At 39.2% G+C, this 23,961-nt stretch carries 18 protein-coding genes and 2 pseudogenes; 6 read left to right on the top strand and 14 right to left on the bottom strand.

What is annotated here, in order from left to right; translation table 11 throughout:
- Positions 1 to 126 precede the first annotated feature (126 nt).
- From NG743_RS06485 to NG743_RS06465, 5 genes and pseudogenes are all read right to left on the bottom strand, one after another.
- Entirely contained in the window at positions 127 to 1,905 is a 1,779-nt protein-coding gene (locus NG743_RS06485) for an ABC transporter ATP-binding protein (protein ID WP_193961891.1), read from the bottom strand.
- A 770-nt stretch (positions 1,906 to 2,675) separates the two neighbouring features.
- Positions 2,676 to 3,311 (bottom strand): type I restriction endonuclease subunit R, encoded by a 636-nt coding sequence (locus NG743_RS06480; RefSeq protein WP_027404342.1) that lies wholly within the window; start codon positions 3,309 to 3,311, stop codon positions 2,676 to 2,678.
- Positions 3,312 to 3,371: 60 nt separating this feature from the next.
- Positions 3,372 to 3,782: pseudogene (locus NG743_RS06475) on the bottom strand (Uma2 family endonuclease); the annotation flags it as partial.
- A 111-nt stretch (positions 3,783 to 3,893) separates the two neighbouring features.
- Positions 3,894 to 5,606: a group II intron reverse transcriptase/maturase gene (gene ltrA, locus NG743_RS06470; protein WP_257121715.1), complete on the bottom strand. Its 1,713-nt coding sequence runs from the start codon at positions 5,604 to 5,606 to the stop codon at positions 3,894 to 3,896.
- Positions 5,607 to 6,140: 534 nt separating this feature from the next.
- Positions 6,141 to 6,551 (bottom strand): annotated as a pseudogene (locus NG743_RS06465) (RNA-guided endonuclease TnpB family protein); the annotation flags it as partial.
- A 172-nt stretch (positions 6,552 to 6,723) separates the two neighbouring features.
- On the opposite strand from NG743_RS06465, the gene thiL reads away from it, so the two are divergent.
- Entirely contained in the window at positions 6,724 to 7,767 is a 1,044-nt protein-coding gene (gene thiL, locus NG743_RS06460; RefSeq protein WP_027404343.1) for a thiamine-phosphate kinase, read from the top strand.
- Between the two features lie 67 nt (positions 7,768 to 7,834).
- On the opposite strand, the gene NG743_RS06455 is transcribed toward thiL, so the two are convergent.
- The gene (locus NG743_RS06455) at positions 7,835 to 8,848 is read right to left on the bottom strand and encodes a type I glyceraldehyde-3-phosphate dehydrogenase (protein ID WP_027404344.1); all 1,014 of its coding nucleotides are present in this window, start codon (positions 8,846 to 8,848) and stop codon (positions 7,835 to 7,837) included.
- Between the two features lie 621 nt (positions 8,849 to 9,469).
- Between NG743_RS06455 and murC the strand changes: the two genes are divergently transcribed.
- The 4 genes from murC (at position 9,470) to NG743_RS06435 (ending at position 13,484) form a co-directional block, all read left to right on the top strand.
- Positions 9,470 to 10,930, top strand: a complete 1,461-nt coding sequence (murC, locus tag NG743_RS06450; protein ID WP_257121714.1) for a UDP-N-acetylmuramate--L-alanine ligase — start codon at positions 9,470 to 9,472, stop codon at positions 10,928 to 10,930.
- A gap of 173 nt (positions 10,931 to 11,103) precedes the next feature.
- Positions 11,104 to 12,102 carry a UDP-N-acetylmuramate dehydrogenase gene (gene murB, locus NG743_RS06445; RefSeq protein WP_027404346.1) on the top strand — a complete coding sequence of 333 codons (999 nt, stop codon included), beginning with the start codon at positions 11,104 to 11,106 and terminating at the stop codon, positions 12,100 to 12,102.
- 145 nt (positions 12,103 to 12,247) lie between these two features.
- A complete protein-coding gene (locus tag NG743_RS06440; protein WP_027404347.1) occupies positions 12,248 to 12,595 on the top strand; it encodes a YbaB/EbfC family nucleoid-associated protein in 348 nt (115 codons plus the stop codon).
- A gap of 415 nt (positions 12,596 to 13,010) precedes the next feature.
- Positions 13,011 to 13,484: a low molecular weight protein-tyrosine-phosphatase gene (locus NG743_RS06435; protein ID WP_071992849.1), complete on the top strand. Its 474-nt coding sequence runs from the start codon at positions 13,011 to 13,013 to the stop codon at positions 13,482 to 13,484.
- Positions 13,485 to 14,113: 629 nt separating this feature from the next.
- On the opposite strand, the gene dnaG is transcribed toward NG743_RS06435, so the two are convergent.
- The 8 genes from dnaG to NG743_RS06395 all read right to left on the bottom strand — a co-directional run bounded on the left by dnaG (position 14,114) and on the right by NG743_RS06395 (position 22,508).
- Positions 14,114 to 16,024: a DNA primase gene (dnaG, locus tag NG743_RS06430; RefSeq protein WP_027404349.1), complete on the bottom strand. Its 1,911-nt coding sequence runs from the start codon at positions 16,022 to 16,024 to the stop codon at positions 14,114 to 14,116.
- Positions 16,025 to 16,508: 484 nt separating this feature from the next.
- Positions 16,509 to 17,063 (bottom strand): protoglobin domain-containing protein, encoded by a 555-nt coding sequence (locus tag NG743_RS06425; protein ID WP_027404350.1) that lies wholly within the window; start codon positions 17,061 to 17,063, stop codon positions 16,509 to 16,511.
- Between the two features lie 96 nt (positions 17,064 to 17,159).
- Positions 17,160 to 17,621, bottom strand: coding sequence for a hypothetical protein (locus NG743_RS06420; RefSeq protein ID WP_027404351.1), 462 nt, complete (start codon positions 17,619 to 17,621; stop codon positions 17,160 to 17,162).
- Positions 17,622 to 18,003: 382 nt separating this feature from the next.
- Positions 18,004 to 18,882 (bottom strand): DUF4388 domain-containing protein, encoded by an 879-nt coding sequence (locus tag NG743_RS06415; protein ID WP_027404352.1) that lies wholly within the window; start codon positions 18,880 to 18,882, stop codon positions 18,004 to 18,006.
- 77 nt (positions 18,883 to 18,959) lie between these two features.
- Positions 18,960 to 19,505 carry a GTP-binding protein gene (locus NG743_RS06410; protein ID WP_027404353.1) on the bottom strand — a complete coding sequence of 182 codons (546 nt, stop codon included), beginning with the start codon at positions 19,503 to 19,505 and terminating at the stop codon, positions 18,960 to 18,962.
- Positions 19,506 to 19,729: 224 nt separating this feature from the next.
- The gene (locus NG743_RS06405; RefSeq protein ID WP_027404354.1) at positions 19,730 to 20,101 is read right to left on the bottom strand and encodes a roadblock/LC7 domain-containing protein; all 372 of its coding nucleotides are present in this window, start codon (positions 20,099 to 20,101) and stop codon (positions 19,730 to 19,732) included.
- A gap of 489 nt (positions 20,102 to 20,590) precedes the next feature.
- Positions 20,591 to 21,253, bottom strand: a complete 663-nt coding sequence (locus tag NG743_RS06400) for a response regulator (RefSeq protein ID WP_027404355.1) — start codon at positions 21,251 to 21,253, stop codon at positions 20,591 to 20,593.
- Positions 21,254 to 21,290: 37 nt separating this feature from the next.
- The gene (locus NG743_RS06395) at positions 21,291 to 22,508 is read right to left on the bottom strand and encodes a sensor histidine kinase (protein WP_257121713.1); all 1,218 of its coding nucleotides are present in this window, start codon (positions 22,506 to 22,508) and stop codon (positions 21,291 to 21,293) included.
- Between the two features lie 813 nt (positions 22,509 to 23,321).
- Here NG743_RS06395 and NG743_RS06390 point away from each other — a divergent pair.
- Entirely contained in the window at positions 23,322 to 23,813 is a 492-nt protein-coding gene (locus NG743_RS06390; protein WP_027404357.1) for a Spy/CpxP family protein refolding chaperone, read from the top strand.
- Positions 23,814 to 23,961 lie beyond the last annotated feature (148 nt).

Below are 23,961 nucleotides of genomic sequence, written 5' to 3'. Positions count from 1 at the left end.
AAGTGGTAAGTAGGTTGGCGTTGAAAATTGTCGTTGTGGCAAGGCAAAAGGCAAGAGTGAAGAGGGTTTGGGCGATTTTACGTTTTTTTACACAGTTTGGTTTTATTGTGTTCACCTACTTATATATTATTGATAATTTTTAGATTGGGTTGTAAATAAATCAGCATATTTACCATTGAGAGACATGAGTTGATCGTGAGTTCCACTTTCAACAATCTCGCCCTCGTGCAACACATAAATTCGATCTGCTGTTCTCACAGTAGCCAGTCGATGGGTAATTAGCAGCACTGCGCGATCGCTCATGATTTCTCGAAACTTCTGGAATACCGCCGCCTCTGCATAGGCATCCATACTACTGGTTGGTTCATCTAATATGACTAACTGAGCATCTCGCAAAAAAGCACGAGCAAGGGCAATTTTCTGCCACTGACCGCCACTCAATTCTTCTCCTCCCTGAAACCATTTTCCTAAGAGAGTTTCATATTCTTGGGGCAAACTTTTAATTACAGAATCAGCACCTGAATGTTCAGATGCTTCCATAATTTTTTCAGAGTTAGGTGATAAATCAATATTGCCAACCCAAATATTATCTTTTGCTGTTAATTGATAGCGGGTATAATCTTGAAAAATCACACTAATCTGACGCTGTAAATCCTTGATTGCAAAATTTTTAATATTAACCCCATCCATAGTAATACTACCGCCAGTTACATCATAAAGACGACATAACAATTTCACTAGGGTAGTTTTGCCAGATCCATTTTCACCAACTAGTGCCACCACTTCTTGAGGCAAAATTTTCAGATTGACTTGTTTAATTGCCTTCCTAGACGAATTTTGATGTTGAAAGCTCACATTCTCAAAAACAATACCTTTTTGCATTTTAGATGGAACTGGCTTGGGCTGCATAGTTTCATGCATCCCATTTGGGAGAGCCAGGAAATCAAATATATCCGACAGAAATAAATTATTTTCATGCAGTCCGCCTAGACTAGCAATCAAGTCTTTGAGTCCATTTTGTCCCCTCTGAAATGCTTGACTATATAAAACTAAATCACCCAATTGAAACTTACCATAAATTGTTTGATGAATAATAAATAGATATGTTCCTATCATCAACAGCCCAGTACAACCCTGTGTAATTAATCGCATCAGAGATTGTTGGACTGTAATAGCAAGTTTCTCTTTAAATAGTTGTTGTCTAAGTTGATAAAATCTTTGAATGAAAACATCACCTAAACCGAATATTCTAATCTCCTTTGCAGGTTGATCTCCTAGTATTAAATGTCCAAAGTAGTTAGCTTTACGTTCTATTTCAGTTTGACGACGCTGCCATTTGTAGAGAAATTTTGATTGCCAAAAGCGAATAAACATTGTCGGTATTGAAGCCACCAACAAAATTACAAATATCACCCAATTTAATGAGAGTAATAATCCAGAGATTACTGTCAAAGAGATAATATTTTGAAAAGCAGTAGTTAAATTGCTTAACATTCGGGTAGGGCGGTGTGGTGCTTCCCACTTAGCACGTTCCAAAATATCTTGTTTTTCAGGGCTTTCGTAGGATTCTAGATCAATAGCGATCGCTTTTCGGAAAATCGTTACCTGCATATAGTCTGTCACCCTCTGCGATAGGGTTGTAGAGCATATTTCCGCAATTACAGTATTAAAATTGATCCATAATACAATTGCCCCAGCATTGATGAGCAGAAAGGTAATATCTCCAAACATCTGTTGTTTATCGTTAATGCTGATACTGACAGCAATGCGATCCACAATTAATTTGATAATGTAAAGTAATGTCAGAGGTAATATACTTTGAATTACATTAAAAATTACATTGGCAATCATCCAGTTTGGAGAACTTTGCCAAACTAGACTAATCGCACGTTTGATGTTTGTCATTAGAGGGTGTTTAAAACGTCGGGTAGGTTGTAAAAAAGCTCTCTCAATGTAAACTGTGGTTTTTCTGTCACAGTTTACCCTGAGAGTAACATGAGTAAAGCATACCCCAATAATTTGACTGATGCTCAATACGAATTTCTGAGTATTGATAATCGCATACCCAGAACCTTCATAGCTGTTATCACGCTTGATGCAATACAATCAAGATCGCAGACCCTGCGCCCCTACAGGCTTTATAATTTGCTGACTGCATCTCACTCAAGTGCATACTGCTATAGTAGTAAAAATAACAAAGAATTTAAATGTACTAAGTAATTTGACAAAAATATTTACAGTCATTGCGAGCGAAGGGAAGCAATCGCCAGTGTTGTGATTGCTCCATTTCACTTCGTTCCAGATGGCTAACGCCACGCTGCGCTAATGCAATGACATTGTGTAATTAATTCTGTCTCACTACTTATGAAATTTGGGCAATGGCAAAAAGGTTTCAGGAAAAGATGCAGATCAATTCAGGGCAAACGCAGCTTATTTTTAGAATGCTTACTGGACCAAGGTTTTGACGATTGTTTAGTTTTGTGACTAAAAATTGAAACCCTTGCTGGACATGGATTACAGAATTTAGGGGCGTTTGCCCTCAGATCAATTAAGTAGTGAGACAGAATTAATTACACAATGTCATTGGGAATGGAACGAAGTGAAATGAAGCAATTCCAAGGGTTGTGATTGCTTCTCTTCGCTCGCAATGACTGTAAATATTTTTGTCTAATTACTTAAGCTATAATGGATTCTCCTAATCGTTTTAAAATTTGCAACACTTCAGCTAATTCATGTCGGCGGGGAAATAGGGAAAATGTGCGTGATACGTCGTATTCAGGTTTGTCTGTGATAGCTAGTTTTATAAATATAAATTCATCACCATTTGTAGCCATACCAAATACTGATTTGTCCCGGTGGGGAGTAGTTAACATATAGGCTAATAACTGCGGTACTGCTGCGACAACTGGAATGCTATTTCGTTTAGATTCAACCACAAAAATCCAAAGTTTTCCCTGGACAACTAGGACATCAATAAAACCGCGAATTGTTTCTTCTGGTTCTTCAATTTCTAAATTTATGCCATAGGGTGAACGAATTCGGTAAGGTGAATCTAGAAAACCTGCAAGTTCTAAAAGTGGCGAAACGACTAAAAGATTAATTGTCCCTTCTAATAATAAACCATCAAGGCGATGATAATCATAACGCTGTTTGATGCGACTAACACCTGATTGTTCTTGTGGGTTGAGTTGTGGTAAGTCTGTTAACCATTCATTAAAAAAGTTTTCATCTTCTGCTTGGTGTAAGTGACAACGAGTTTGTAAATCACTCAAACTTTTAATGCTGTCTGTGATGCCAATGGTAGAAACCATTTCTGTTACCTTTAAAAATATCTCAGATTTGTAGGGTAGCTAACCCACTATTTACACTGACTATCCCAAATTACCTGCATTGAATACCTGCTCAACTGTAATATTCAATTCGGAAAAAGTCCGCGATATAATTTTTTGATTAGCAGTAAATACCGTATCTTCATATAATCCTTCTTCCAGAAATAACACAGAAATCTTATTCTCTAAAGGATCGACAATCCAATATTCAGGAACTCCTAAAGCTGCATATTCCGACCGTTTATAACGATAATCTCTTTTTACCGATTCTAGACCAACCACTTCGATAATCAATAATGGTGGTGATTGAAATACAGCAGAAGTATTTTGTAATTCCTTTGCATCTTCTAGGGTAACTACACACAAATCACTCAACCGCGATTTGTTTCTACTTGTTCTCACCCCAGTTTCCCGAAAACACAGCCAATGTAGAGTTAAACGCTTTATTTCCGCGATTATCAGCAAGCCGGATGAACTCAGCCGGACGGTCGCCCCTCCGACTGGTCTTCAAAACCGTGCTTGAGATTTTCATCTCACACGGCTCCTCAACAATTTGGTCTGTTGTTACAGATACCATACGTCCTTTGCGTTGATGCTGCCATCTTCTGACGTTTTCTTATCGTGGCAATGACGGTGTAATAGCTGCCAGTTTTTATATTCGTCTTTACCACCCAGTGATTTTGGGGTGATATGGTCGATTTCTAGCAGGTCGTCAGTTTTGAAGAATAATCCACAGCATGGGCATTTTCCCTTTTGCTTTTTAAGTAGGGTTGCTACTTTAGTTGGCGTTTCGGGGTGTTCTCCCTTCCTGGTTGCCCAATAGACCCAGTTTCCATCGTAGGGGCTGGAATTTCCTTTTACTTTTACGTGTCTTTTGATGGATGTTTTGGCAGGATTTGCCAGTTCCCATCCATCTGGACTTTTAAAATTCCAATGGGTTTGCCAGTATTTCCTGACAACCCATTTCTTGCCCTTCCTTGGGTGTCTGCGGCAAGCCCATACAAGTAGTCTTTTAAATAGCAGGTGTGCAACTGTATCGAACGTTTCCTGGCTAACTACTGTTGAATAGTAGTTACACCATCCCCTGATGACAGGATTTAATTTCTGTATTAGGAGGTTTTGGGGTAACGCTGTATGTGCCTCAATGATTTCTACTAACTTCTTGTAATGACGCTTTGCCTTTTCCTTTGTAGGTGTGATGATAGTTTTAAAGCCTAATATTTGTTTCCTGGGATTTTTTGCCGAATTATGTTTTCCTGCCTTATGTTGGCAGATGTTGAATCCTAGGAATTCAAATCCAGCTATGCCTTCTACTTTTTCAAGTGTATGGGCAATCCGGGTTTTACTTGGCTTCAATTCTAAACCCATGTCTTTGAGCCATTCCTCAGTAATTCGTTTGCACTCTTGGATAACGGACAAGTCTCGGTGGAGAATTACAAAATCATCGGCGTATCTAATGATTTCCGGCTTCCAACTTCCATTGGTGTATCTAATCCCGTTGACTTTAGTGAATTCAGGATAATTTTCCCTAATTCTGGTTTCCAATCCATGCAATGCGATGTTGGCAAGAAGAGGGGAAATAACTCCTCCCTGTGGGGTTCCTTCTTCTGTGGGGAATAGGGTTCCATTATCTACTACCCCAGATTTAAGCCAGGCTTTAATAACCCGTCTAAGTTTGGGGAATGTGCCAATTTTCCTTAGAAGTGCTTCATGATTGATTTGGTCAAAGCATTTTGATATGTCAGCAGCAAGGGCGTATTTAGGTACGAACCTAATGCTGTTAAATATTGCTGCAACCGCATCATGACATGAGCGTCCTGGTCGAAAACCATAACTATTTTCTTCAAATTTGGCTTCCCATTCGGGTTCCAAAGCGATTTTGGCTATGGCTTGTAATGCCCTATCGTTCATTGTCGGAATTCCGAGTGGTCTTTTTTCCGCTGATCCAGGTTTAGGTATCCTTACCCTTCTCGTTGGATTGACCTTTTGATTAATCTCAAGACTGGAAACTAATGTCAGCCTTTGTTTAGGAGTTAATGATTTTACTCCGTCTACTCCGGCTGTCTTTTTCCCTTGATTGTCCTGAGTGACCCGACGAACTGCCAGGCATTTTGCAGACCAGGATTTCATCAACAGACGCTGAAGTCTATGGACTGTCTTGACATCACCACGATTAGAGGCTTGATAAATCCGCCGTTGGAGCTTAAAAACATTCTTCTCTAGCTTTCGCCAGGGAATATTTTTCCATTCATACATCGGTTGTAATGCCGTGTTCATGACTTATTAACTCTATTTGGTAGCTTTATCGTCCAAACTGTCGCGTCTCCGTCTGCTTATCTCTTGTATTACCAAGAGCATTTGCTTCTGAGACAATCCTGTCCTCGTAATGCTTGCGGTTGATACCTACTCAGGAGAATCGACCTTTCCTGAGAGCAAATATGAGGATTATTTCGTTCCTAATAATCATTTGACGCTGTATTTAGGGTGGTACTCTTCGCCGGGTTTATTGAGGGTGAATGTCAGTCGTGGATGGAAACGCTGACCCCATGTATCCTTTGCCTTTTGGCTCCAGCCTATCAGCCTGATTTGGCTGGTTAACTTTAACGACGATTCGGGCATACCTTCACGTTAGTTACCCATGTACAGCTTTGCTTGCAGGGATTCCACATTGGGCTTGTAGTTACCCGCTTTTAACCCTTGCACTCCAGCATTGATAATCAGTCTCAAACTGTAGGGTTATGCTTTCATCTCTTCACCAAGAGAGGTAGGAATTTTCACCTACATGATTATTAAGTTGTCAATTTCAGTAGTTTTATAATCTACTATTTGAAATTGCCTCTCATCCTTGGATAGTTTCCATTTCGAGAGAACGAATCGCACCCATCCTGATGTTTTATATTCAACAGAACGACAATCTTTATGAAATTGAGGATATCCCTTTAAACCAGGAATATTCTTCTTGCAATTATCGTAAAACCGAGAGATAGAAGACCATGCCCGTTCAGCACTAGCTTGTCGCGCCATTGAATTGAGTTCATTAGCAAACGGGAAATTAGCTGCTAGTACAGCACAATATTTTTGCAAGTCATTTTTGCCTGTATCTTTAACATCCATCCATAGCCGAATACAGCTATTACGAACGAATTGGGCAGTACGAATTGCATCATCTATTGCTGTTAACTGAACTGATTTTCCGTAAACTTTAAACTCAAAAATTAGCATTATCCCCACCTCCAATCTTATACTACTATTTGTGTTGTGGCGTAAGATTGTCAAGATATTTAGCAGTACAAGATTAAAGGCGGTTAAAACCGCCCGTGTCGCTTATATCTCTTTCTCTGAAGCCACTGAGCTTTACGCTTACCAGATACTTCTGTAATCAGTAAATTTTATTATGAATAATAATTTATCTTCCCTGCGAGTTCGAGATATTGGTGAACAAGGTCTTTTAGAAAGATTACAACGCTTTTGTCCACCCGATATCATTGGTGATGATGCGGCAGTATTGGAAACTTTGCCAAATCAATCTTTAATTGTCACCACAGATATGCTGATTGACGGCGTGCATTTTAGCGATGTTACCACCTCTCCAGAGGATGCCGGTTGGCGGGCTGCGGCGGCGAATTTGTCGGATTTAGCAGCTATGGGGGCAACTCCGGTGGGCATAACTGTGGGACTAGGTTTACCTGGAGATGTGACTGTAAATTGGGTAGAGCGACTATATCAGGGTATGACAAAATGCTTATCAAAATATCATGTTCCCATAGTAGGTGGTGATATAGTGCGATCGCCCATTACCACTTTAGCAATTACCGCCTTTGGTCAAGCCAACCCCAACTTCATCATCCGTCGTGCGATCGCCCAAGTAGGAAATGCTATTGTGATCACAGGTATACATGGAGCGTCTCGTGCAGGCTTAGAACTACTCTTAAATCCCTCAATCGGTCAAAACCTCAAAACTGAAGCCAAGACAGCCTTAATCACCGCCCATCAACGCCCTAAACCCCGTTTAGATGTCTTACCTATTTTGTGGAAAATTGTAGAATCCCAATCCAAAATCCAAAATCTAAAATCTAAAATTACCGTTGTTGGCATGGATAGTAGTGACGGTTTAGCAGACGCAGTATTACAAATTTGCCGAGCCAGTCAAGTCGGTGCAGTTATAGAATCTAGTCAAATCCCCTTACCATCAGCCTTTGAAGAGTGGCTAACACCAGAAAAATCATTAGAATATGCCCTCTACGGTGGCGAAGACTTTGAATTAGTCCTGTGTTTACCACCAGAACCAGCATTAGCATTAGTGCAAAAACTAGGCACAGGTGCCGCCATAATTGGCACAATTACCCCAGGCTCAAACGTGATTTTACACCAAGAAAAAGCAGAAATCCCCGACCAAGTTCTCAGCCTCAGCCAGGGATTTCAACATTTTAGTCAGTAGTCAGTAGTCAGTGGTCAGTAGTATTTAAACAAAAAACAACTGACAAAGGACAACTGACAAAGGACAATTAAACCCATTTTTCAGCTACTAATTCCGCCAAATCAAGAACACGTTGGCTATAACCCCACTCATTGTCATACCATGCCATAACCTTCACCATGTCATTGCCCATAACGATAGTCAAGCTGGCATCAACAACAGAAGATTCATCTGTCCCTTGATAGTCAGAAGATACAAGTTCCAATTCGGTGTAACCCAAAATGCCTTTGAGAGGACCTTCAGCAGCCTCTTTCAGCGCTTGATTAACTTCTTCGGTAATAGTGCGCTTTTCAGTTTGCACTACAAAATCCACCATAGAAACGTTAGGGGTAGGTACACGCAAAGCCACACCATTTAACTTACCCTTCAACTGAGGAAGTACCAAAGCTACTGCTTTTGCTGCACCTGTAGAAGTGGGAACAATGTTGATAGCTGCTGCTCTAGCCCGACGCAAATCACGGTGGGAAGCGTCTAGTAAACGCTGATCACCTGTGTAGCTGTGGGTAGTGGTCATTATGCCTTTAATGATACCAAATTTTTCATCTAATACCTTGGCAATAGGAGCTAAACAGTTGGTTGTACAACTAGCGTTACTGATGATGTTATGTTTGTTGTGGTCATAATCATGATGATTTACACCGACGACAAAAGTACCATCTTCATTTTTACCAGGGGCTGTAATCAAAACCTTTTTAGCCCCGGCATTTACGTGCCTCATTGCCCCTTCTTTGCTGGTAAAAACACCTGTTGATTCGATAATCAGGTCAATTCCCCATTCTTTCCAGGGCAAGTTATCTGGGTTGCGATCAGATACGCATTTAATTGTATTTCCATTAATTGTGATGGAGTTATCATCAGCACTAATATCCACACCTTTCAACTTGCCTAGCATAGAGTCATATCTAAGCAGGTGAGCATTAGTTCTAGGGTCGGATGTGTCATTAATCCCGACCAGTTCGATATTGCTATTTTCTCTGCCCACCCAGCAGCGTGCAAAGTTACGTCCAATGCGCCCGAAACCGTTAATTGCAACTCTAATCACAGTGTCTTGCCCTCTGTATTTATGCCTATAAGTTGATATCGTTGACCCCAATCATATCGCAAAGAGGGTGGCTATTTATAACCAGAAAGTTTTAGATCAACAAAAAAATACAGAATTTATAATCAGGAGTCAGGAGTCAGGAGTCAGGAGTCAGGAGGAAGAAAAGAAGAAAAGAAGAAAACAAGAAAGAAAATTCTTCCCCTGCCCCCTGCCCCCTATTCCCAATGATGATTTTTATAAATTGAACAATAATTTCACTACCAATGTACTATTGTAGTCAATTCCGACAGAGGCTTTTAGTAAGTGATCCAAGTTGCTGTCTCTAAGCCCATGCTACTTAGTTCTAAAACAATCATAACAAAATGTATTTAAATTTACACAATTTTCTTTCCCGATGTAGCAGAAATTTTCAGAATAATCTTATGGGCAGATTAAAAACAGCAAGAATTTTCGACCGGGGGGTAATCTGGCTCACAGAGCAAAACGAAAGTCAAAATTTAATCATTCAGCAGGGATGAATATTTTGGATGGCATAGTTAGGATCTGTAACAATCAAAATCCTGTTATGATACGCGTGTCTTATGTGGTTCTGGTGTGGTGTGGTGTAAGAGGTAAATAAAAATGAGTAATTCTATAGATTTTAGTGGCAGACCATTTCATTTCATTGGGATTGGTGGGATTGGAATGTCTGCTTTGGCTTATGTTCTAACTAAACGCCAATTGCCAGTATCCGGTTCAGATTTACGTGCTAACCATATTACGCACAAGTTAGAATCCCTGGGCGCTCACATTTTCAGTAAACAAGAAGCCAATAATTTGGCATTTTTTCTGTCAGAAGTAAGGGCTAATACCGTACCGTTAACTTCTCCAGAAAAGTTGTCTGCTGTGAAAACCGCTTTACCCCAAGTGATTTGTTCTACAGCTATTAATGCTAATAATTTGGAGTATAAAGCGGCTCTAGAATTAGGTTGCCCCATTTGGCATCGTTCTGATGTTCTCGCAGCTTTGATTGCTGATTACTACAGTATTGCTGTAGCAGGAACTCATGGCAAGACCACTACTAGTAGTATGATTGGTTATATGCTATTGCAAGCTGGGCTTGATCCGACAATTTTGGTCGGTGGTGAAGTTAAGGCTTGGGAAGGTAATGCTAGAATGGGTGCAAGCCGTTATTTAGTAGCAGAGGCAGATGAGTCCGATGGTTCTCTGGTAAAACACGCTCCAGAGATTGGTATTATTACTAATATTGAATTAGATCATCCTGACCACTATGAGACATTGGAAGAGGTGGTTGATACCTTCCAAACCTTTGCTCAAGGTTGCAAAACTTTGGTGGGTAGCATTGATTGTCAGACAGTGCGTGATAGGTTTAAACCAACCATTACCTATAGTCTTTACCCAGATAAAGGTGCTGATTACACCGTTACCAATATAGATTATCGTGCTGATGGCACAACAGCTTTGGTATGGGAAAAGGGTAAAGCTTTGGGTTTGTTAAATTTACAGCTATTGAGTCATCATAACCTCAGCAATTCTCTAGCAGCAGTAGCTGTGGGTAGAGTTTTGGGATTAGAATTTGGAGAAATTGCCCAAGGTATTGCTACATTTGAAGGCGCAAGACGACGGTTTGAGTTCCGAGGTGAGGCGGCTGGGGTGACTTTTATTGATGATTATGCCCATCATCCTAGCGAAATTAGCGCTACTTTAGCCGCTGCTCGTCTTCAAGCTAGACCGGGACAAAGGGTAGTTGCTATCTTCCAACCTCATCGTTACACGCGGACATTAACGTTTTTAGAAGAGTTTGCTGAGTCTTTTACTCATGCTGATTTAGTTGTGCTGACGGATATTTACAGTGCGGGTGAACCTGATTTAGGACAAGTGAGTGGACAGGATTTAGCTACTGCGATTAGTAAACACAATCCTGAAGTGGTTTATCAACAAACTTTATCTTTGGTTAGTGAGTTTTTACTGCAAACCTTATGTTCGGGGGATTTGGCACTGTTTTTAGGTGCGGGTAACTTAAATCAGGCTATTCCCGAACTGATTACCATCATGAGTGAACCAGCGATCGCCACTTCTTAGACTAAGAACTTCACTCTAGTAGTGTTGTCATCAATTCACTACCATAGACAAAGATTCACCGATTCAGGAATAAAACCCTGTTGTCTTCTGAGTTTCACAGTTAATTGATGTCCTCACTATCTTGTCTGTTGCCATAAATAACAAATGTCAAAAATTCACTAATTGAAGTAAAGATGATAACTTCCCAGGGATTTGGCAAAATCTGCGAATTTTCTAATTTCACTCCACAAATGCAAACAAAAGATGATGTGGATAATAGTAAATTAATTTACCTACCAGGGACGAATTGTCCTTTGAAAACTCATACTTCTTTGTCAGCGTTTACTTCTTATCGAGTTGGTGGAGAGGCTGAGTGCTATGTTTCTCCCTATGATTTAGAAGCGTTACAAGTAAGTATTGAGTACGCAAAAGAAAATAATTTAGCAATCACAGTATTGGGTGCTGGTTCTAATTTGTTGGTGAGCGATCGCGGCATACCCGGTCTAGTCATTGCCACTCGTCATCTCCGGTCTAAAAACTTTGACCCAACTACAGGTCAATTAACTGTATCCGCCGGAGAACCTATCCCGACTCTAGCATGGGACGCAGCCGCTTTAGGATGGGAAGGATTAGAATGGGCTGTGGGTATTCCCGGAACTGTGGGCGGTGCAGTGGTAATGAATGCTGGAGCGCACAATAGCTGTATCGCAGATATGTTAGTTAGCGCTCAAGTTCTTTCTCCAGATGGAACTTTGGCAACTCTCACCCCAGAGGAATTAGGTTACACATACAGGAGTTCACTCCTCCAAGGTCGTAAGCGGATTGTGACTCAAGCCACCTTCCAACTGCAACCAGGAGCAGATCCTGTGCAAGTGACAGCTAGAACTAAGGAACATAAAAAACACCGACTCAGCACTCAACCCTACAGCTATCCTAGTTGTGGCAGTGTGTTTAGAAATCCTAAACCTTATTCTGCTGGTTGGTTAATTGAACAAACCGGACTCAAGGGTTATCAATTAGGAGGAGCGCAAGTCGCCCAACTTCATGCTAATTTTATCGTCAATCGGGGAGGAGCTAAAGCCAGCGATATTTTCTCCCTTATTCGTCATGTTCAAAATGAGGTGCAAGAACGCTGGTCAATTTGGCTAGAACCAGAAGTGAAAATGTTAGGTGAGTTTCAAGCAGGTTGCTAAATAAAGGCAAGAGGCAATAGGCAATAGGCAAGAGTAATTAAATTACCAATGACTAATGACTAATGACTAATGACTAATGACTAATGACTCATCGCATCTATAATTGAATTTGATTTGTCAACAATCGTACAGCGGATAACCAGTTATGGCAGAAAAAGGACAGGGATTTGGCTTTGGCTTAGGCAAAATGAAAGAACTAGCCGAAGCATTTAAAAAAGCGCAACAAGTTCAAGAAGGTGCAAAGCGTCTTCAAGAAGAATTGGAGCAAATGGAGATTCTTGGAGAATCTGGTGGTGGACTTGTGAAAGTCGTCGTCAGTGGCAACCAAGAACCCAAACGAGTAGAAATTGCTCCATCTGCTTTAGCAGAAGGTCCAGAAGTGCTTTCTGATTTAGTCGCGGCGGCGATGAAAGATGCCTATAAAAAGTCCACCGAAACCATGCGAGAACGTATGGAAGATCTAACCAGTGGACTGGAATTACCTGGAATGTAAGTAATTGGACAAAAATATTTACAGTCATTGCGAGGGAAGGGAAGCAATCACAACCCTGGCGATTGCTTCATTTCACTTCGTTCCCTATGGCTAACGCCACGCTGCGCTAACGCAATGACATTGTGTAATTAATTCTGTCTCACTACTTAGCCACTCAATTTTGGATTGACGATTTTGGATTTTGGATTTTGGATTGACTCCAACCTAAAGTGTAGAAGCTCAAAAATTTTGGTTTTGGGATTGACGTTAGCGAAGCGTACGCAGCGCAGCGCAACGAGTATTTTTCCATTCTCAAGGATGGGAACTCGTACCGAACTTTTTTATCTAAAATCCAAAATCTAAAATTCCCGGTCAGTGGTCAGGAGTGTAAAATAACTGGCAACTGACACAAAACTAAAACTTAAATCAAAATATTATGCCTTATAAGCTACTGTTTGTCTGCCTTGGTAATATTTGCCGATCGCCATCGGCTGAAAATATTATGAATCATCTCATTGACCAAGCCAGGTTAAATAATACAATTCTTTGCGATTCTGCCGGTACTGCTGGTTATCACATTGGTGCAGCACCGGATCGACGCATGAGTGCCGCAGCAGAGAATAAGTTAGGATTTAAACTCATTGGACAAGCTCGGCAATTTCAAATCCGTGACTTTCAAGAGTTTGATTTGATTTTGGCAATGGATCGTAATAATTATGATGATATCCTCGCTGTTGACCGTTCTGGGCAATATCATTCTAAAGTTAGGTTGATGTGTGATTTTTGCTCTACACACACCCTCAAGGAAGTCCCAGACCCCTATTATGGTGGGGTTGAGGGCTTTAATCATGTGATAGATTTACTGATGGATGCCTGTCAAGGTCTATTGAAACATATCACCCAGAAGTAATCATAAATATTATCATTCTCAGATCTCCGACTTCTTTGAGAAGTCGGGGATCTAATATATTTAAACGTAACCGTTCACAGGGGGTGAGAATTTATTAAAAAACCTGAAAGCTTTGTCTGTTGGGTTTTTCAGGCAACTTGACATATTAACGAATGGTTCTTAAATTGGCTAGAAAACGATTTGCAAACCGATATAGAGATTTTGCGAATTTCAAATGACCTAAAAAAATCAAATCTATAACGTTTTTCATGCTGTTTTCGTGGAATCTCATATAGAGTGTTTTTTGTACCCCCCGTGAACGGTTACGATTAAATATTTGTCTGAATCATGATTTCCAGGATTTTAGGATTTTCAGGATTATGAGATTAAATATTTGTCTGAATCATGATTTCCAGGATTTTAGGATTTTCAGGATTATGAGATTAAATATTTGTGATAATTCCGAAATTATGTTAATATTATAATTCAAAAAATGATAATAACTTGATTCTGACAATTATTTAAATGATAAAATCCGCTAAATCATTATGAAAACAAAAATCCTGTAAATCCTGAAATCCTGAGTATCCTGATTCAGACAATTATTTAAATGTTGGGTTTCCTTGCGTCAACCCAACCTACGCAAGTTCTTAAATTAAATCGGTAATAGAAAATTGTCGCTGTTTCTCCAAGTCGTGTAAATGGATTTTTTCTATATATATGGCTTCAGCATAATATTTATCTTTTTCTGGTTCGGTTTGAGGGTCTATTTTTTCCCATTGTTCCATAAAATAACGATAGCGTTTTTCTCTGAATACTCTTTCCATACAAGCTAGTGCTGCTTGGATAACGTGAGGAGTTCGCAATATTTCTGTTTTATTTTTTTCATTGAGATGAAATATATGGGAAACTATGTCTAATTCTTCCCCTAATTCTAAATATCTATTTTGCACACTAGAAATTAAATCAACTTCATCAACTATGAATTCTGCCATTTGTTGCCACAAAAAACGATGATGAGAAAGACTAAATTCTAAATTGCGGGTTTCTAAATCTTCAATAATTATTTGCCGCTGCTGGGAAGAATGAAGATAAATAATTAACAATAATGCCTCGGCTCGTTCTAGTAAACTCCGTTCAGTTGTTACTAAAGATAGCTTTGGGGTTTTAGTAGGTGGTCTGCTTGTGCGCGGAATTGAGGGTTTTATACTACCGGGTTTAATTTGAGTTAAGAGATTTTCAACTCTTAAAGGAATCAGTCTAGTATCTCCTAAACTCAGGATTTCTGCACAGTAGGAAACATAATAATTAAGTGTATCACTATTAACTATATTCTGCAATAGTTTAACTATTTGTTGGGTGACTTGTTGAAAGTCGGTGGCTTGTTTTAAATCTCGATTTTTAATAATATTTTGAATTTGCCAATCTAGCCAAAGTGGCGCATTTGTTAATAGTTGTTGATAATCTGCTGGGGTATGACTATGTAGATATTCGTCAGCATCTTTACCATTAGGTAAATTGAGAATTTTTAATTGGACTTCCCCTGTATAAGCCAAATTAGCAATTTCACCAATTGCCCTTTCTGTGGCGGTTGTTCCGGCTTTATCAGCATCGAAATTCAGGACTAATTGTTTGGATTCTGTGTAACGTAATAAGAGCCGCACTTGTTCTAAACTTAAGGCTGTACCGAGGGAAGCAACGGCGTTATTAATTCCGGCTGCATGGAGAGCGATCGCATCAAAATACCCCTCGACAACCACAGCTTGATCTACTTTAGAAATACCGTCTTTCGCTTCATCTAAAGCAAATAGGGTTTTCCCCTTACTAAATAATTCTGTTTCTGGAGAATTGAGATATTTCGGTTGTTCATCTGTTAAAGTTCTGCCACCAAAAGCAATAACTCTGCCTTGAATATCACGAATGGGAATCATTAGGCGATCGCGGAATACATCATAATATCCGCCCCCTTCTTTCCGGGGTTTAATTAATCCCGCTTGTTCTACCAATTGCACCGGATAATGTTTACTTTCCACCAAATAACGGTAAAGAGTTTCCCAACCCGCAGGAGCATAACCTAAACCAAATTGTTGAATTGTTCCTTGTTTAAATTGACGAGTTTTTTCTAAATACTCTAATGCTTTTTGTCCTTGAGATTGTCTTAAAGTGTGTTGATAAAATTGAGCAGCGGAAGCGAGAACAGTATATAATTGATCACGTAAAGATATCTGCCGTTGTAATTCTTGTCTTTGTTCAGGTTCTAAAGTTTTAACCGGGACTTGATAACGCTTTGCTAAATCTAGTACCACATCTGCAAATTGGCGTTTTCCCAAATCCATGACAAATTTAATTGCATTACCCGCAGCTTGACAGCCAAAGCAATAATACATTTGCTTATTGGGACTAACTGTAAAACTAGGACTTTTCTCATCATGAAAAGGGCATAACCCCACAAAATCTTTACCTCGTTTCCGCAAGACTACATACTCCGAGACTACATCAACAATATCAGCCCTGAGTTTCACTTCTTCGATAGTGTCTGGATGTAAACGAGGAATTTGCATGAGCAGTCAACGATTATAACTGACATCCATTATATAGCAGGAGTCACTGATTAAGTTAACCGGGCGGTTAGAAACCGCGTCTACACAAGCAAAACCCACCTGCGTGGGTTTAAATTCCTTGATTTTTCGTTAGTCCGCGTAGACTAACTATCCCTGCGGGACGCTAGAAGAACTTTTGTGTAGCAGCGGTTGATCTTGGCGTGGGGAAGCCATATTCTATGCGCCAGTCCTAAGAGGATGTTTGAAAAGTCGTATCCCGTAATTTTCATCACATTGTTACCCCCCTTTCCCCTGGGGGTAACAATAAAAATCCAGTTCCCTCCCCTTACTAAGGGCAGGGTTAGGGTGGGGTAAAAAATATTTGATACATCAACCATAACTTTTAAAACACCCTCTAAGTTGACACCAATAAACACTGCTAAACCCTATTCCCCATTACCCATTACCCATTACCTATTACCTATTCCCCATTCCCCATTACCTATTACATATCAGATGCACCAGTAGCAATCAAACGTCTGAATAGGGCTGCTGACCAACCAGTTTCTTTAAGTACCGCAGCGGAAGAAACTTCTACATAAGCTTGTTCAATAAAAGCTAAATCAATCATACAAACTTTAGCCAAGGCATCTTTTAATTCATCTGATTTACCATCAACTTTGAGTTTTTTGCCGACTTTATCAACCACAACTGCCATTGCTGGAACTACGTGCTGAGGAGCAATACCAATTTTCACATGAACCAAGCCAATATGCCAACGACATTTTGCATATTCATCGCCCCAATTATCCATCCCTGTAAACATTTGATTAAACCAATCAATAAAGGTGGCGTGTAAACGATGAACCCGTCCCTCAGTGGCATTTAAAATACCACTCATTTCTGCATCACGTCCCAGGAATTCATAGAAATGATTTGCCATTTCTTCAGCAACTGCTGTTCCCCAATCGGTATTTGCTTGCATTACCTTTTTATCTTCAGCCGTTAGACCAATCCGGGTTTCCATGGTGGTCAAAAAAGCGCGAGGTTCAATAGCCATAATGAATCCTTAAAAATAGTTAGGTGTGGATTTAATTAACTTTTGTTAATACTCTGTAAAAGATAGAGTATCAGTATTTCTCAAAATTTGGTATTCCTACAAAGGAGTGAATTCAAACACATCATGAGTACCACCTCTGAGAACTGAGTCAGTATGTGTTCCTCTCAACCGTTTACCAATTAGTTGTTCAACAGCACCCCAAACTGCACCCATAGTAAAAGTGCATTTACGGGTTGAACCTGCTACTTCACCAGCAGAACACAAGGTTTCAGTTGTATAGACTCTAATAACTTCACCGTCAGCCACAATCTTTTCAACGATACATAAACAAGTACCTTCTTTACCTAAAGCTTGTTTTAATTTATCTGCTGCATCATCTAATGAAAGTGTAGATCCTGCTAAACCTAAATCTTCAGCTAACTTTTTACCCCTAGTACGACCGGCTGTAGTTAGGGCAATAGCTGTAGCTTTTTCCCCAAGAGCTTCTTCCATACCTGTAATAGCAGATTTAAAACAGACAATACTATTAAAATCGCCTAGTTCTTTGCGTAATGACATAATTCAAATTCTCAGTTAAAGGATTCTGTTCATTGATAGTCGTATCTGGATTTAATTAATGTCTGTTTTTACTCTGTAAAAGATAGAGTATAGAAATTTCTCAAAATTAAGCTAGCAAGTAATTGGACAAAAATATTTACAGTCATTGCGAGGGAAGGGAAGCAATCACAACCCTGGCGATTGCTTCATTTCACTTCGTTCCCTATGGCTAACGCCACGCTGCGCTAACGCAATGACATTGTGTAATTAATTCTGTCTCACTACTTACACTGCGGCGTAAGTGAATGAACCATTTTCAATCCTTGTAGGCTATCAAATCTTCAGAGCTTTTAATGGTCATGCTATTTACGCCAACCTGTACTAGTAGCAGTAACAGGATTAATTAAGCAGTTTTACTCCGCAGAAAACCGACTAAATTTTTGAGAAATGATTGACTAACTGCTGGCTTTTGAGTAGGTTCTGGAATTGGTGCAACTATGGGTATTTCGTAAGTAGAAACTTCCTCGGTCATGGAGACAGAAGTAGCGGCAACCATAAAATGTTCTTCTGCTAAACCAATCACAATGAGACGGAAAGCTATTTGCAATACTGTATCTACGGCGAGATTAAGTTGATCGGCGATTTTGGCTAGGGCAACTTCACCATTGGCAAATTCCCATACTTGCCATTCTTGAGCATTTAGCTGTAATTTGGGCTGTTTTGAACTTAGACCTGATAAGCCAGATGTGGGATCTGGTAGTTTTTCAGCTAAGGCATTCCAGTCTCGTAATGCTCGCAATCCGATTAATATAACTTCGGTTGCGGACATACTCAAACCTGTCATTTCTCCCAATGGTAAAGCTGTAATTGGTTCAAATTTGAACTGACCATCTTTAATTTGAAATAAGGCACAGACTGGACGGAGAACCTGAGAGTTAAACAATAGTTTCAGTTGTTCTGGTTGGACTAAACCTTGGGATTTTAGGCACAGTCCCAAAGGTGAATTAATAAAACAGGAAGAAATGTGAGTCACCCTAGAAATTACCCGCTCACTTACCCATCCTCGTTGAGCAATTAACAATGTTAAACCTTGTTGATCTAAACGATCAGATGCAGCTACAACTCGTCCTTGATGCAGCCAAATATAATAAAGTTGCTTGGCGTTAGTTTGATTTTTGTCAGATGACAATTCAATATGAAGTATACCTGTCTTTTTGCCTTGATCTAAAAATTGCAGCAGTTCTGGCAAAGAAAAATCTGCAAAGTTACCATTAATAGACATAATCAGCCTCCTTGATGAAGAAGAGATTTATTAAAACCCAGAATTCAAAATCCCAATTTGTACTTTCAAAAAAGCTCTTAACTCTCAACTGCACAACTTTCCATTAAGTGTTGTACTAAGTGAATTACTGCTTCTGCTACTGAGTCTCTTTCGTTAGGATTCACCTTAACTAAAGGAGGCCGATTCTGCTCATCTACATAACCAATTGCTAAGTATATATCTTCCTCTGCCCAAGCTCCGGGACAATCTGTATGGCTAATACCGATGATCATCGGTACACTAACTCTCGCTTGCATGAAGTTGATAATATTCCGTGCTTGACGAAATTCTCTTGGTCTATGGGCTGCGATGAGTACAATATAAGCGTGTGCTTTATTAATCAAAATATCCCACATAAAGTCAAAGCGAGTTTGACCAGGTGTTCCGTAAAGGTGCAATGCCATATCTGGACCAAATTGCAATCTACCGAAGTCAAAGGCTACAGTGGTTCTTTTCTTCAGCAATGCTGTTTCATCAGTTGCACGGGTATCTGTATCTACAACTTCAATTTCACTAACGGAACGAATAAAGGTAGATTTACCAGCCCCTACAGTTCCTGTGACAACCAAGCGCATAATTTCCATCTTTATCACCCTTCGATACAAAAATGTTTACAGTTGCTCACATTTTTATTTTCTTCTTGTTTAATTCTGGCAAGGTTGGCACTATCCCGTACTCAGGCTGACACGACCAATCTAGCTACTTACTGCAAAAATAAACACATCCAATTAAGTAAAAAGTTCCCTAGAATCAGCAGTATTTATCTATTGGGGAACTCTGGATAAGTTAACCTCTAAGGTGATGTGATTTACATGAGGATCAGCTTTAATTCTGCTAGCACTCGTTTGATTTCTAGCATTAGTAATCCTTGTTTAGCACTTTCACTGGCTAAAACTAGAAGCACGGCATCTTGACCACAACCAGTTAAGATACCAAAGCCTTTATTGCCTTCTACAAAGATTCGGTCAATAGTTCCTCTGGCTAATTCCATACCAATTCTTTCGCCTAAGGATAACATAGATGCGGACATGGCTGATACCCTTTCTTCATCCATTCCACCTGGTAAGCTTGCTGCTAAAGGGAGTCCATCGGGAGTAACAAGTGCTGCTCCCTGTACATCAGTAGTAGCACTAACAAAGTTTTGTAAAACCATGCTGAGTTTTTCTGCGTTGATAGCCATGATGATTATTCTCCGTTGTTTTAAATGGGAAAGTGGGTAGGAAAATCAAGTAAATACGGAATTTAACAAACTCTTTTTACTTGTAGTAGTACAGTATCATTTATTTTAAAGAAACAATAATGGGACTGTGTAAATGGATGCCTCTTTTCTAGTATCCTTGTGATTTAAATTATGCACCAGTCAAAACTAAGATGATACCGAAAAAATACGGAATTTAGTTTTTCTTATTATTAATATAAGTTAAGATTATTGCTTTGTTTGTAATCTTAAGCTGTGTAACTTATATGACATCAGCTTTTGAGGTGATTTAATCGGTGTCAATTTTGGGTATTCTGTTTTAGTTTTTGTTGAGAGTGTCAACTATAGGAAGTTTTGAGTATTGTGTATTAATTTTTGTCAATATTATCAAGTATGTCTATATAAATGTGGTGCTGAGGAAAGGTTGTAATCTGATAATGACTACATCAAAGAAACTACGTGCTATTTATTTCAAATATCTTGTTCTAAGTATGTCAAAAAACTATTGGCTAGGATAGCAGCTTGTGTGCGATCGCGTAAATTCAGCCGATTCAACATATTGGTGACATGATTTTTGACTGTACCTTCGGAAATATACAGTTTTTTGGCAATTTCTCGATTATTATCGCCAATGGCAATTAACCGCAAAACTTCTTTTTCTCTGGGGGTAAGTTCCGTGAGGTGCGGTGGTACAGCTAATACAGCTTGGGGCAAAGTAGCCGGAAATTGAGTAACTAGTTTTTTGACTATTCCTGGTCCTAATTGGGAATATCCTTTGTCAACTGCACGAATGGCAACTGCTAACTCTTCTGAGGGTGTATCTTTGAGTAAATAACCCATTGCACCATTTTGTAATCCGGCTTTTACATATTCATCATCATCAAAAGTTGTTAATATGAGAATTTTGCTGTGAGGAAAATGCTGATTAATTTCTTTGGTAGCAGCAACTCCATCCATGATAGGCATTCTGATATCCATTAAAATTACGTTAGGTTGTAATTTTTCAACTAGATTAATTGCGGTTTGACCATTTTCTGCTTCTCCCACAATTTCTATATCTATTTCTAATTCTAATAAGGCTCTTAGACCTTGACGAATTAAGCTTTGATCATCTACAAGTAAGACTGTAATCATTTTTATGGGTAATGGGTAATGGGTAATAGGTAATAGGCTATTCCATTGCTATGTCTGGATATGAATAAGGGATATCAACTATTATTTGACAACCATGATTATGGCTGCTGTTAATCTGAAATTCGCCTCCTAATGCTAAAGTGCGATCGCGCATACTTTGTAAACCAAATCCAGTAGTATTTTGCCCCACTTCAAAACCTTTGCCGTTATCCTGAATTATTAACTTCAACCCTGCTAAAGTTGTTATTAATTCTAATTGAACTTCTGTGGCTTGGGCATATTTAGAAATATTCGTTAATGATTCTTGAATGATTCGATAAATAGGAGTGCTGATTTCCATAGGCAGTGGAGAGATAATAGAAATTTGACAACTGGGTAAAATGCCATTATAACGCTGAAAATCCGCTGCAAGAACCTTAATTGCCTCCTCTAATATTTGTCCCTGTAAAGGATGGTATCTCATAGTAGAAACCGATTGCCGGATATCTTTTAAGGCTTTTGAACCGAGTTCTTTTGCAGTGGCTAAAAACGTCATTGCTCTAGGTGTATCATGTTTTGATAACTTTAAAGCAGTTTCTAATTGCAGATTTAGAGCCGTTAGAGAATGTCCTAAAGAATCATGAATTTCTCTAGCAATGCGGTTGCGTTCTTCCAAAGTTGCCTGACTTTCAATTTTCAAGGCATATTGACGAAGTTTTTCGTTGGCAGCTTGCAGTTTATCTCTACCTTGCCGTTCAGCTAAAACAGTATTCATTAGTAGTAACACAAATACTAAACTTAAACCAAATAGAACCGCCAAACTAAAACTAAAAAATCTAAATCTTTCCTGCGCTATTGGTGAAAATCTTCCAGGAGGAATCCGTTGTCTCAGAGTAAATAGAAATAAAATAAATGAAGATAAAGTAACTGTTAATCGTCCGGGAAGTTGAAAAATCAAACAACTACGAGTTACCAAAATTAAATAGAGAAAGGGAAAAAGTCTCGCACTTCTACCACCAAAAAAACCAGTAATTAAAATTAAGATAACTTCCAATGCTGTATAAATGATTTTATTGGTTTTATTGAAAGTAGGCAATCTTAAGCCCATTAAACCAAAAATTGTTAAACTACAAATTGTCAATTCTGGATACATTGCCGAAAAGCGCGGTGAGGGAGATGGCATTAATGCCATTAACGCTGAAAATCCCAACAATAGCCATTCTAAATACAACAGAAATCGAAAAGGATGATTATTAAACTGAATAGGACGATTCATAATTGATTAATAATTAATACAGTCATACTAAACACGGGTGAGATTTAAACTTTTGCCAAATGATAAAGAACCCAGATGTGTAGGTGTTTAGCTCATGCTTTACCCCTACGTTTAGAATCAAACAATCAATCCGTTTTGAGTATACAAGGCTGAAATCCTCAACCTGACTCAGAGGGTGTTTGAAAAGTCATGATTGCTGTATCAAATTTTTTACCCCTCCCTAACCCTCCCCTTGTGAAGGGGAGGGAACTGGATTTTCTTGTTTCCCCCCTTCATAAGGGGAAAGGGGGGTAAAAATGTGATGAAAATTACGGGATACCACTTTTAAAACATCCTCCCATATAGCAGTATGCACTTGAATGAGACAGATAAGTAGCGAGACAGAATTAATTGCACAATGTTATTGTGTTAGCACAGTGTGGCGTTAGCCATATATAACGAAGTGAAATGAATCAATCGCCAGGGTTGTGATTGCTTCCCTTCCCTCGCAATGACTGTAAATATTTTTGTCCAATTACTTACATCATAAGCTGCACCCCCTGAATCCCCCCACAGCGGAGGAAGAAAAGGATAAACTTTTGATATTGGAGGGGTTTAGGGGTGGGGTTCTTGTATTTCACTCAGCTAAGAATCGCTATAAATATTTGTATCACGATTAAATTGAAATAGAATCGGAGTAGAATATCTAAATGCTAATGTCATGACTAAAGTAATGGGTGTAGACGTGACTTTTGCCTCATGTGGTTACTGGTGTTAGTCTCTATGATAGGAACATAGAAACCCGACATAACCAAACATAACCAAAAGGTAATTATGAAACTAAAGACATTATCACTAATTGCTGGTACTCTGGCTTTGACTTTAATCGCAACTCCCTTTGCAGTTCAAGCAGAACAAAATTCATCTTCACCCCAACCTGGTCAGGAATGGCAAAAAAAAGGTTCATTTAAAAAGTTGAATTTGACCGTTGAACAAAAAGCTAAAATGAAAGAAATTCGTAGCAATACCCGCACTCAAATTGAGGCTGTTTTGACGACGGCACAAAAGACTAAATTACAAGCTGCAATGGCAGAACATAAAGCACAACGTCAACAAGGACAAGAACAACGCAAAGAAGGACGTGGAAAAAGAGGTGATATTTTTGCTTCATTAGGCTTAACTGCTGAACAAAAAGCTCAAATTAAAAAAATTAGAGAGTCATCAAAACAACAAATAGACGCTGTATTAACTCCTGAACAGAAAGCGCAAATTAAGCAAATGCGGGAAAATATGCGTTCTCGTAGTCAACAAAATAAACCTCAATAGTTTTCAACTATTCAAATAAGATTAATAGGTCATAGGTGAGTATAAGAGGATGTTTTAAAATTTGATGAACAAATGTAGGGGCGATTAAGCTTGATTAGCGATTTTTGTGGAGCGCTGAGTGCAAGGCACACGCTCCGCAAACACTATC

The organism is Dolichospermum heterosporum TAC447 (assembly GCF_024584745.1).
Taxonomy (GTDB): domain Bacteria; phylum Cyanobacteriota; class Cyanobacteriia; order Cyanobacteriales; family Nostocaceae; genus Dolichospermum; species Dolichospermum heterosporum.
The sequence above is the reverse complement of the archived record's forward strand: the minus strand, read 5'-3'. Positions and strand labels throughout refer to the sequence as shown.

Bases quoted from the DNA above. Each gene is read 5' to 3' on its own strand.
- dnaG (WP_027404349.1), bottom strand. From the start codon at position 16,024: ATGCAAATTCCTCGTTTACATCCAGACACTATCGAAGAAGTGAAACTC.
- NG743_RS06480 (WP_027404342.1), bottom strand. From the start codon at position 3,311: ATGGTTTCTACCATTGGCATCACAGACAGCATTAAAAGTTTGAGTGAT.
- NG743_RS06440 (WP_027404347.1), top strand. From the start codon at position 12,248: ATGGCAGAAAAAGGACAGGGATTTGGCTTTGGCTTAGGCAAAATGAAA.
- murC (WP_257121714.1), top strand. From the start codon at position 9,470: ATGAGTAATTCTATAGATTTTAGTGGCAGACCATTTCATTTCATTGGG.
- NG743_RS06485 (WP_193961891.1), bottom strand. From the start codon at position 1,905: ATGACAAACATCAAACGTGCGATTAGTCTAGTTTGGCAAAGTTCTCCA.
- NG743_RS06435 (WP_071992849.1), top strand. From the start codon at position 13,011: ATGCCTTATAAGCTACTGTTTGTCTGCCTTGGTAATATTTGCCGATCG.
- NG743_RS06400 (WP_027404355.1), bottom strand. From the start codon at position 21,253: ATGATTACAGTCTTACTTGTAGATGATCAAAGCTTAATTCGTCAAGGT.
- NG743_RS06425 (WP_027404350.1), bottom strand. From the start codon at position 17,063: ATGGCTATTGAACCTCGCGCTTTTTTGACCACCATGGAAACCCGGATT.
- thiL (WP_027404343.1), top strand. From the start codon at position 6,724: ATGAATAATAATTTATCTTCCCTGCGAGTTCGAGATATTGGTGAACAA.
- NG743_RS06390 (WP_027404357.1), top strand. From the start codon at position 23,322: ATGAAACTAAAGACATTATCACTAATTGCTGGTACTCTGGCTTTGACT.
- NG743_RS06420 (WP_027404351.1), bottom strand. From the start codon at position 17,621: ATGTCATTACGCAAAGAACTAGGCGATTTTAATAGTATTGTCTGTTTT.
- murB (WP_027404346.1), top strand. From the start codon at position 11,104: ATGATAACTTCCCAGGGATTTGGCAAAATCTGCGAATTTTCTAATTTC.
- NG743_RS06405 (WP_027404354.1), bottom strand. From the start codon at position 20,101: ATGGCTATCAACGCAGAAAAACTCAGCATGGTTTTACAAAACTTTGTT.
- ltrA (WP_257121715.1), bottom strand. From the start codon at position 5,606: ATGAACACGGCATTACAACCGATGTATGAATGGAAAAATATTCCCTGG.
- NG743_RS06395 (WP_257121713.1), bottom strand. From the start codon at position 22,508: ATGAATCGTCCTATTCAGTTTAATAATCATCCTTTTCGATTTCTGTTG.
- NG743_RS06415 (WP_027404352.1), bottom strand. From the start codon at position 18,882: ATGTCTATTAATGGTAACTTTGCAGATTTTTCTTTGCCAGAACTGCTG.
- NG743_RS06410 (WP_027404353.1), bottom strand. From the start codon at position 19,505: ATGGAAATTATGCGCTTGGTTGTCACAGGAACTGTAGGGGCTGGTAAA.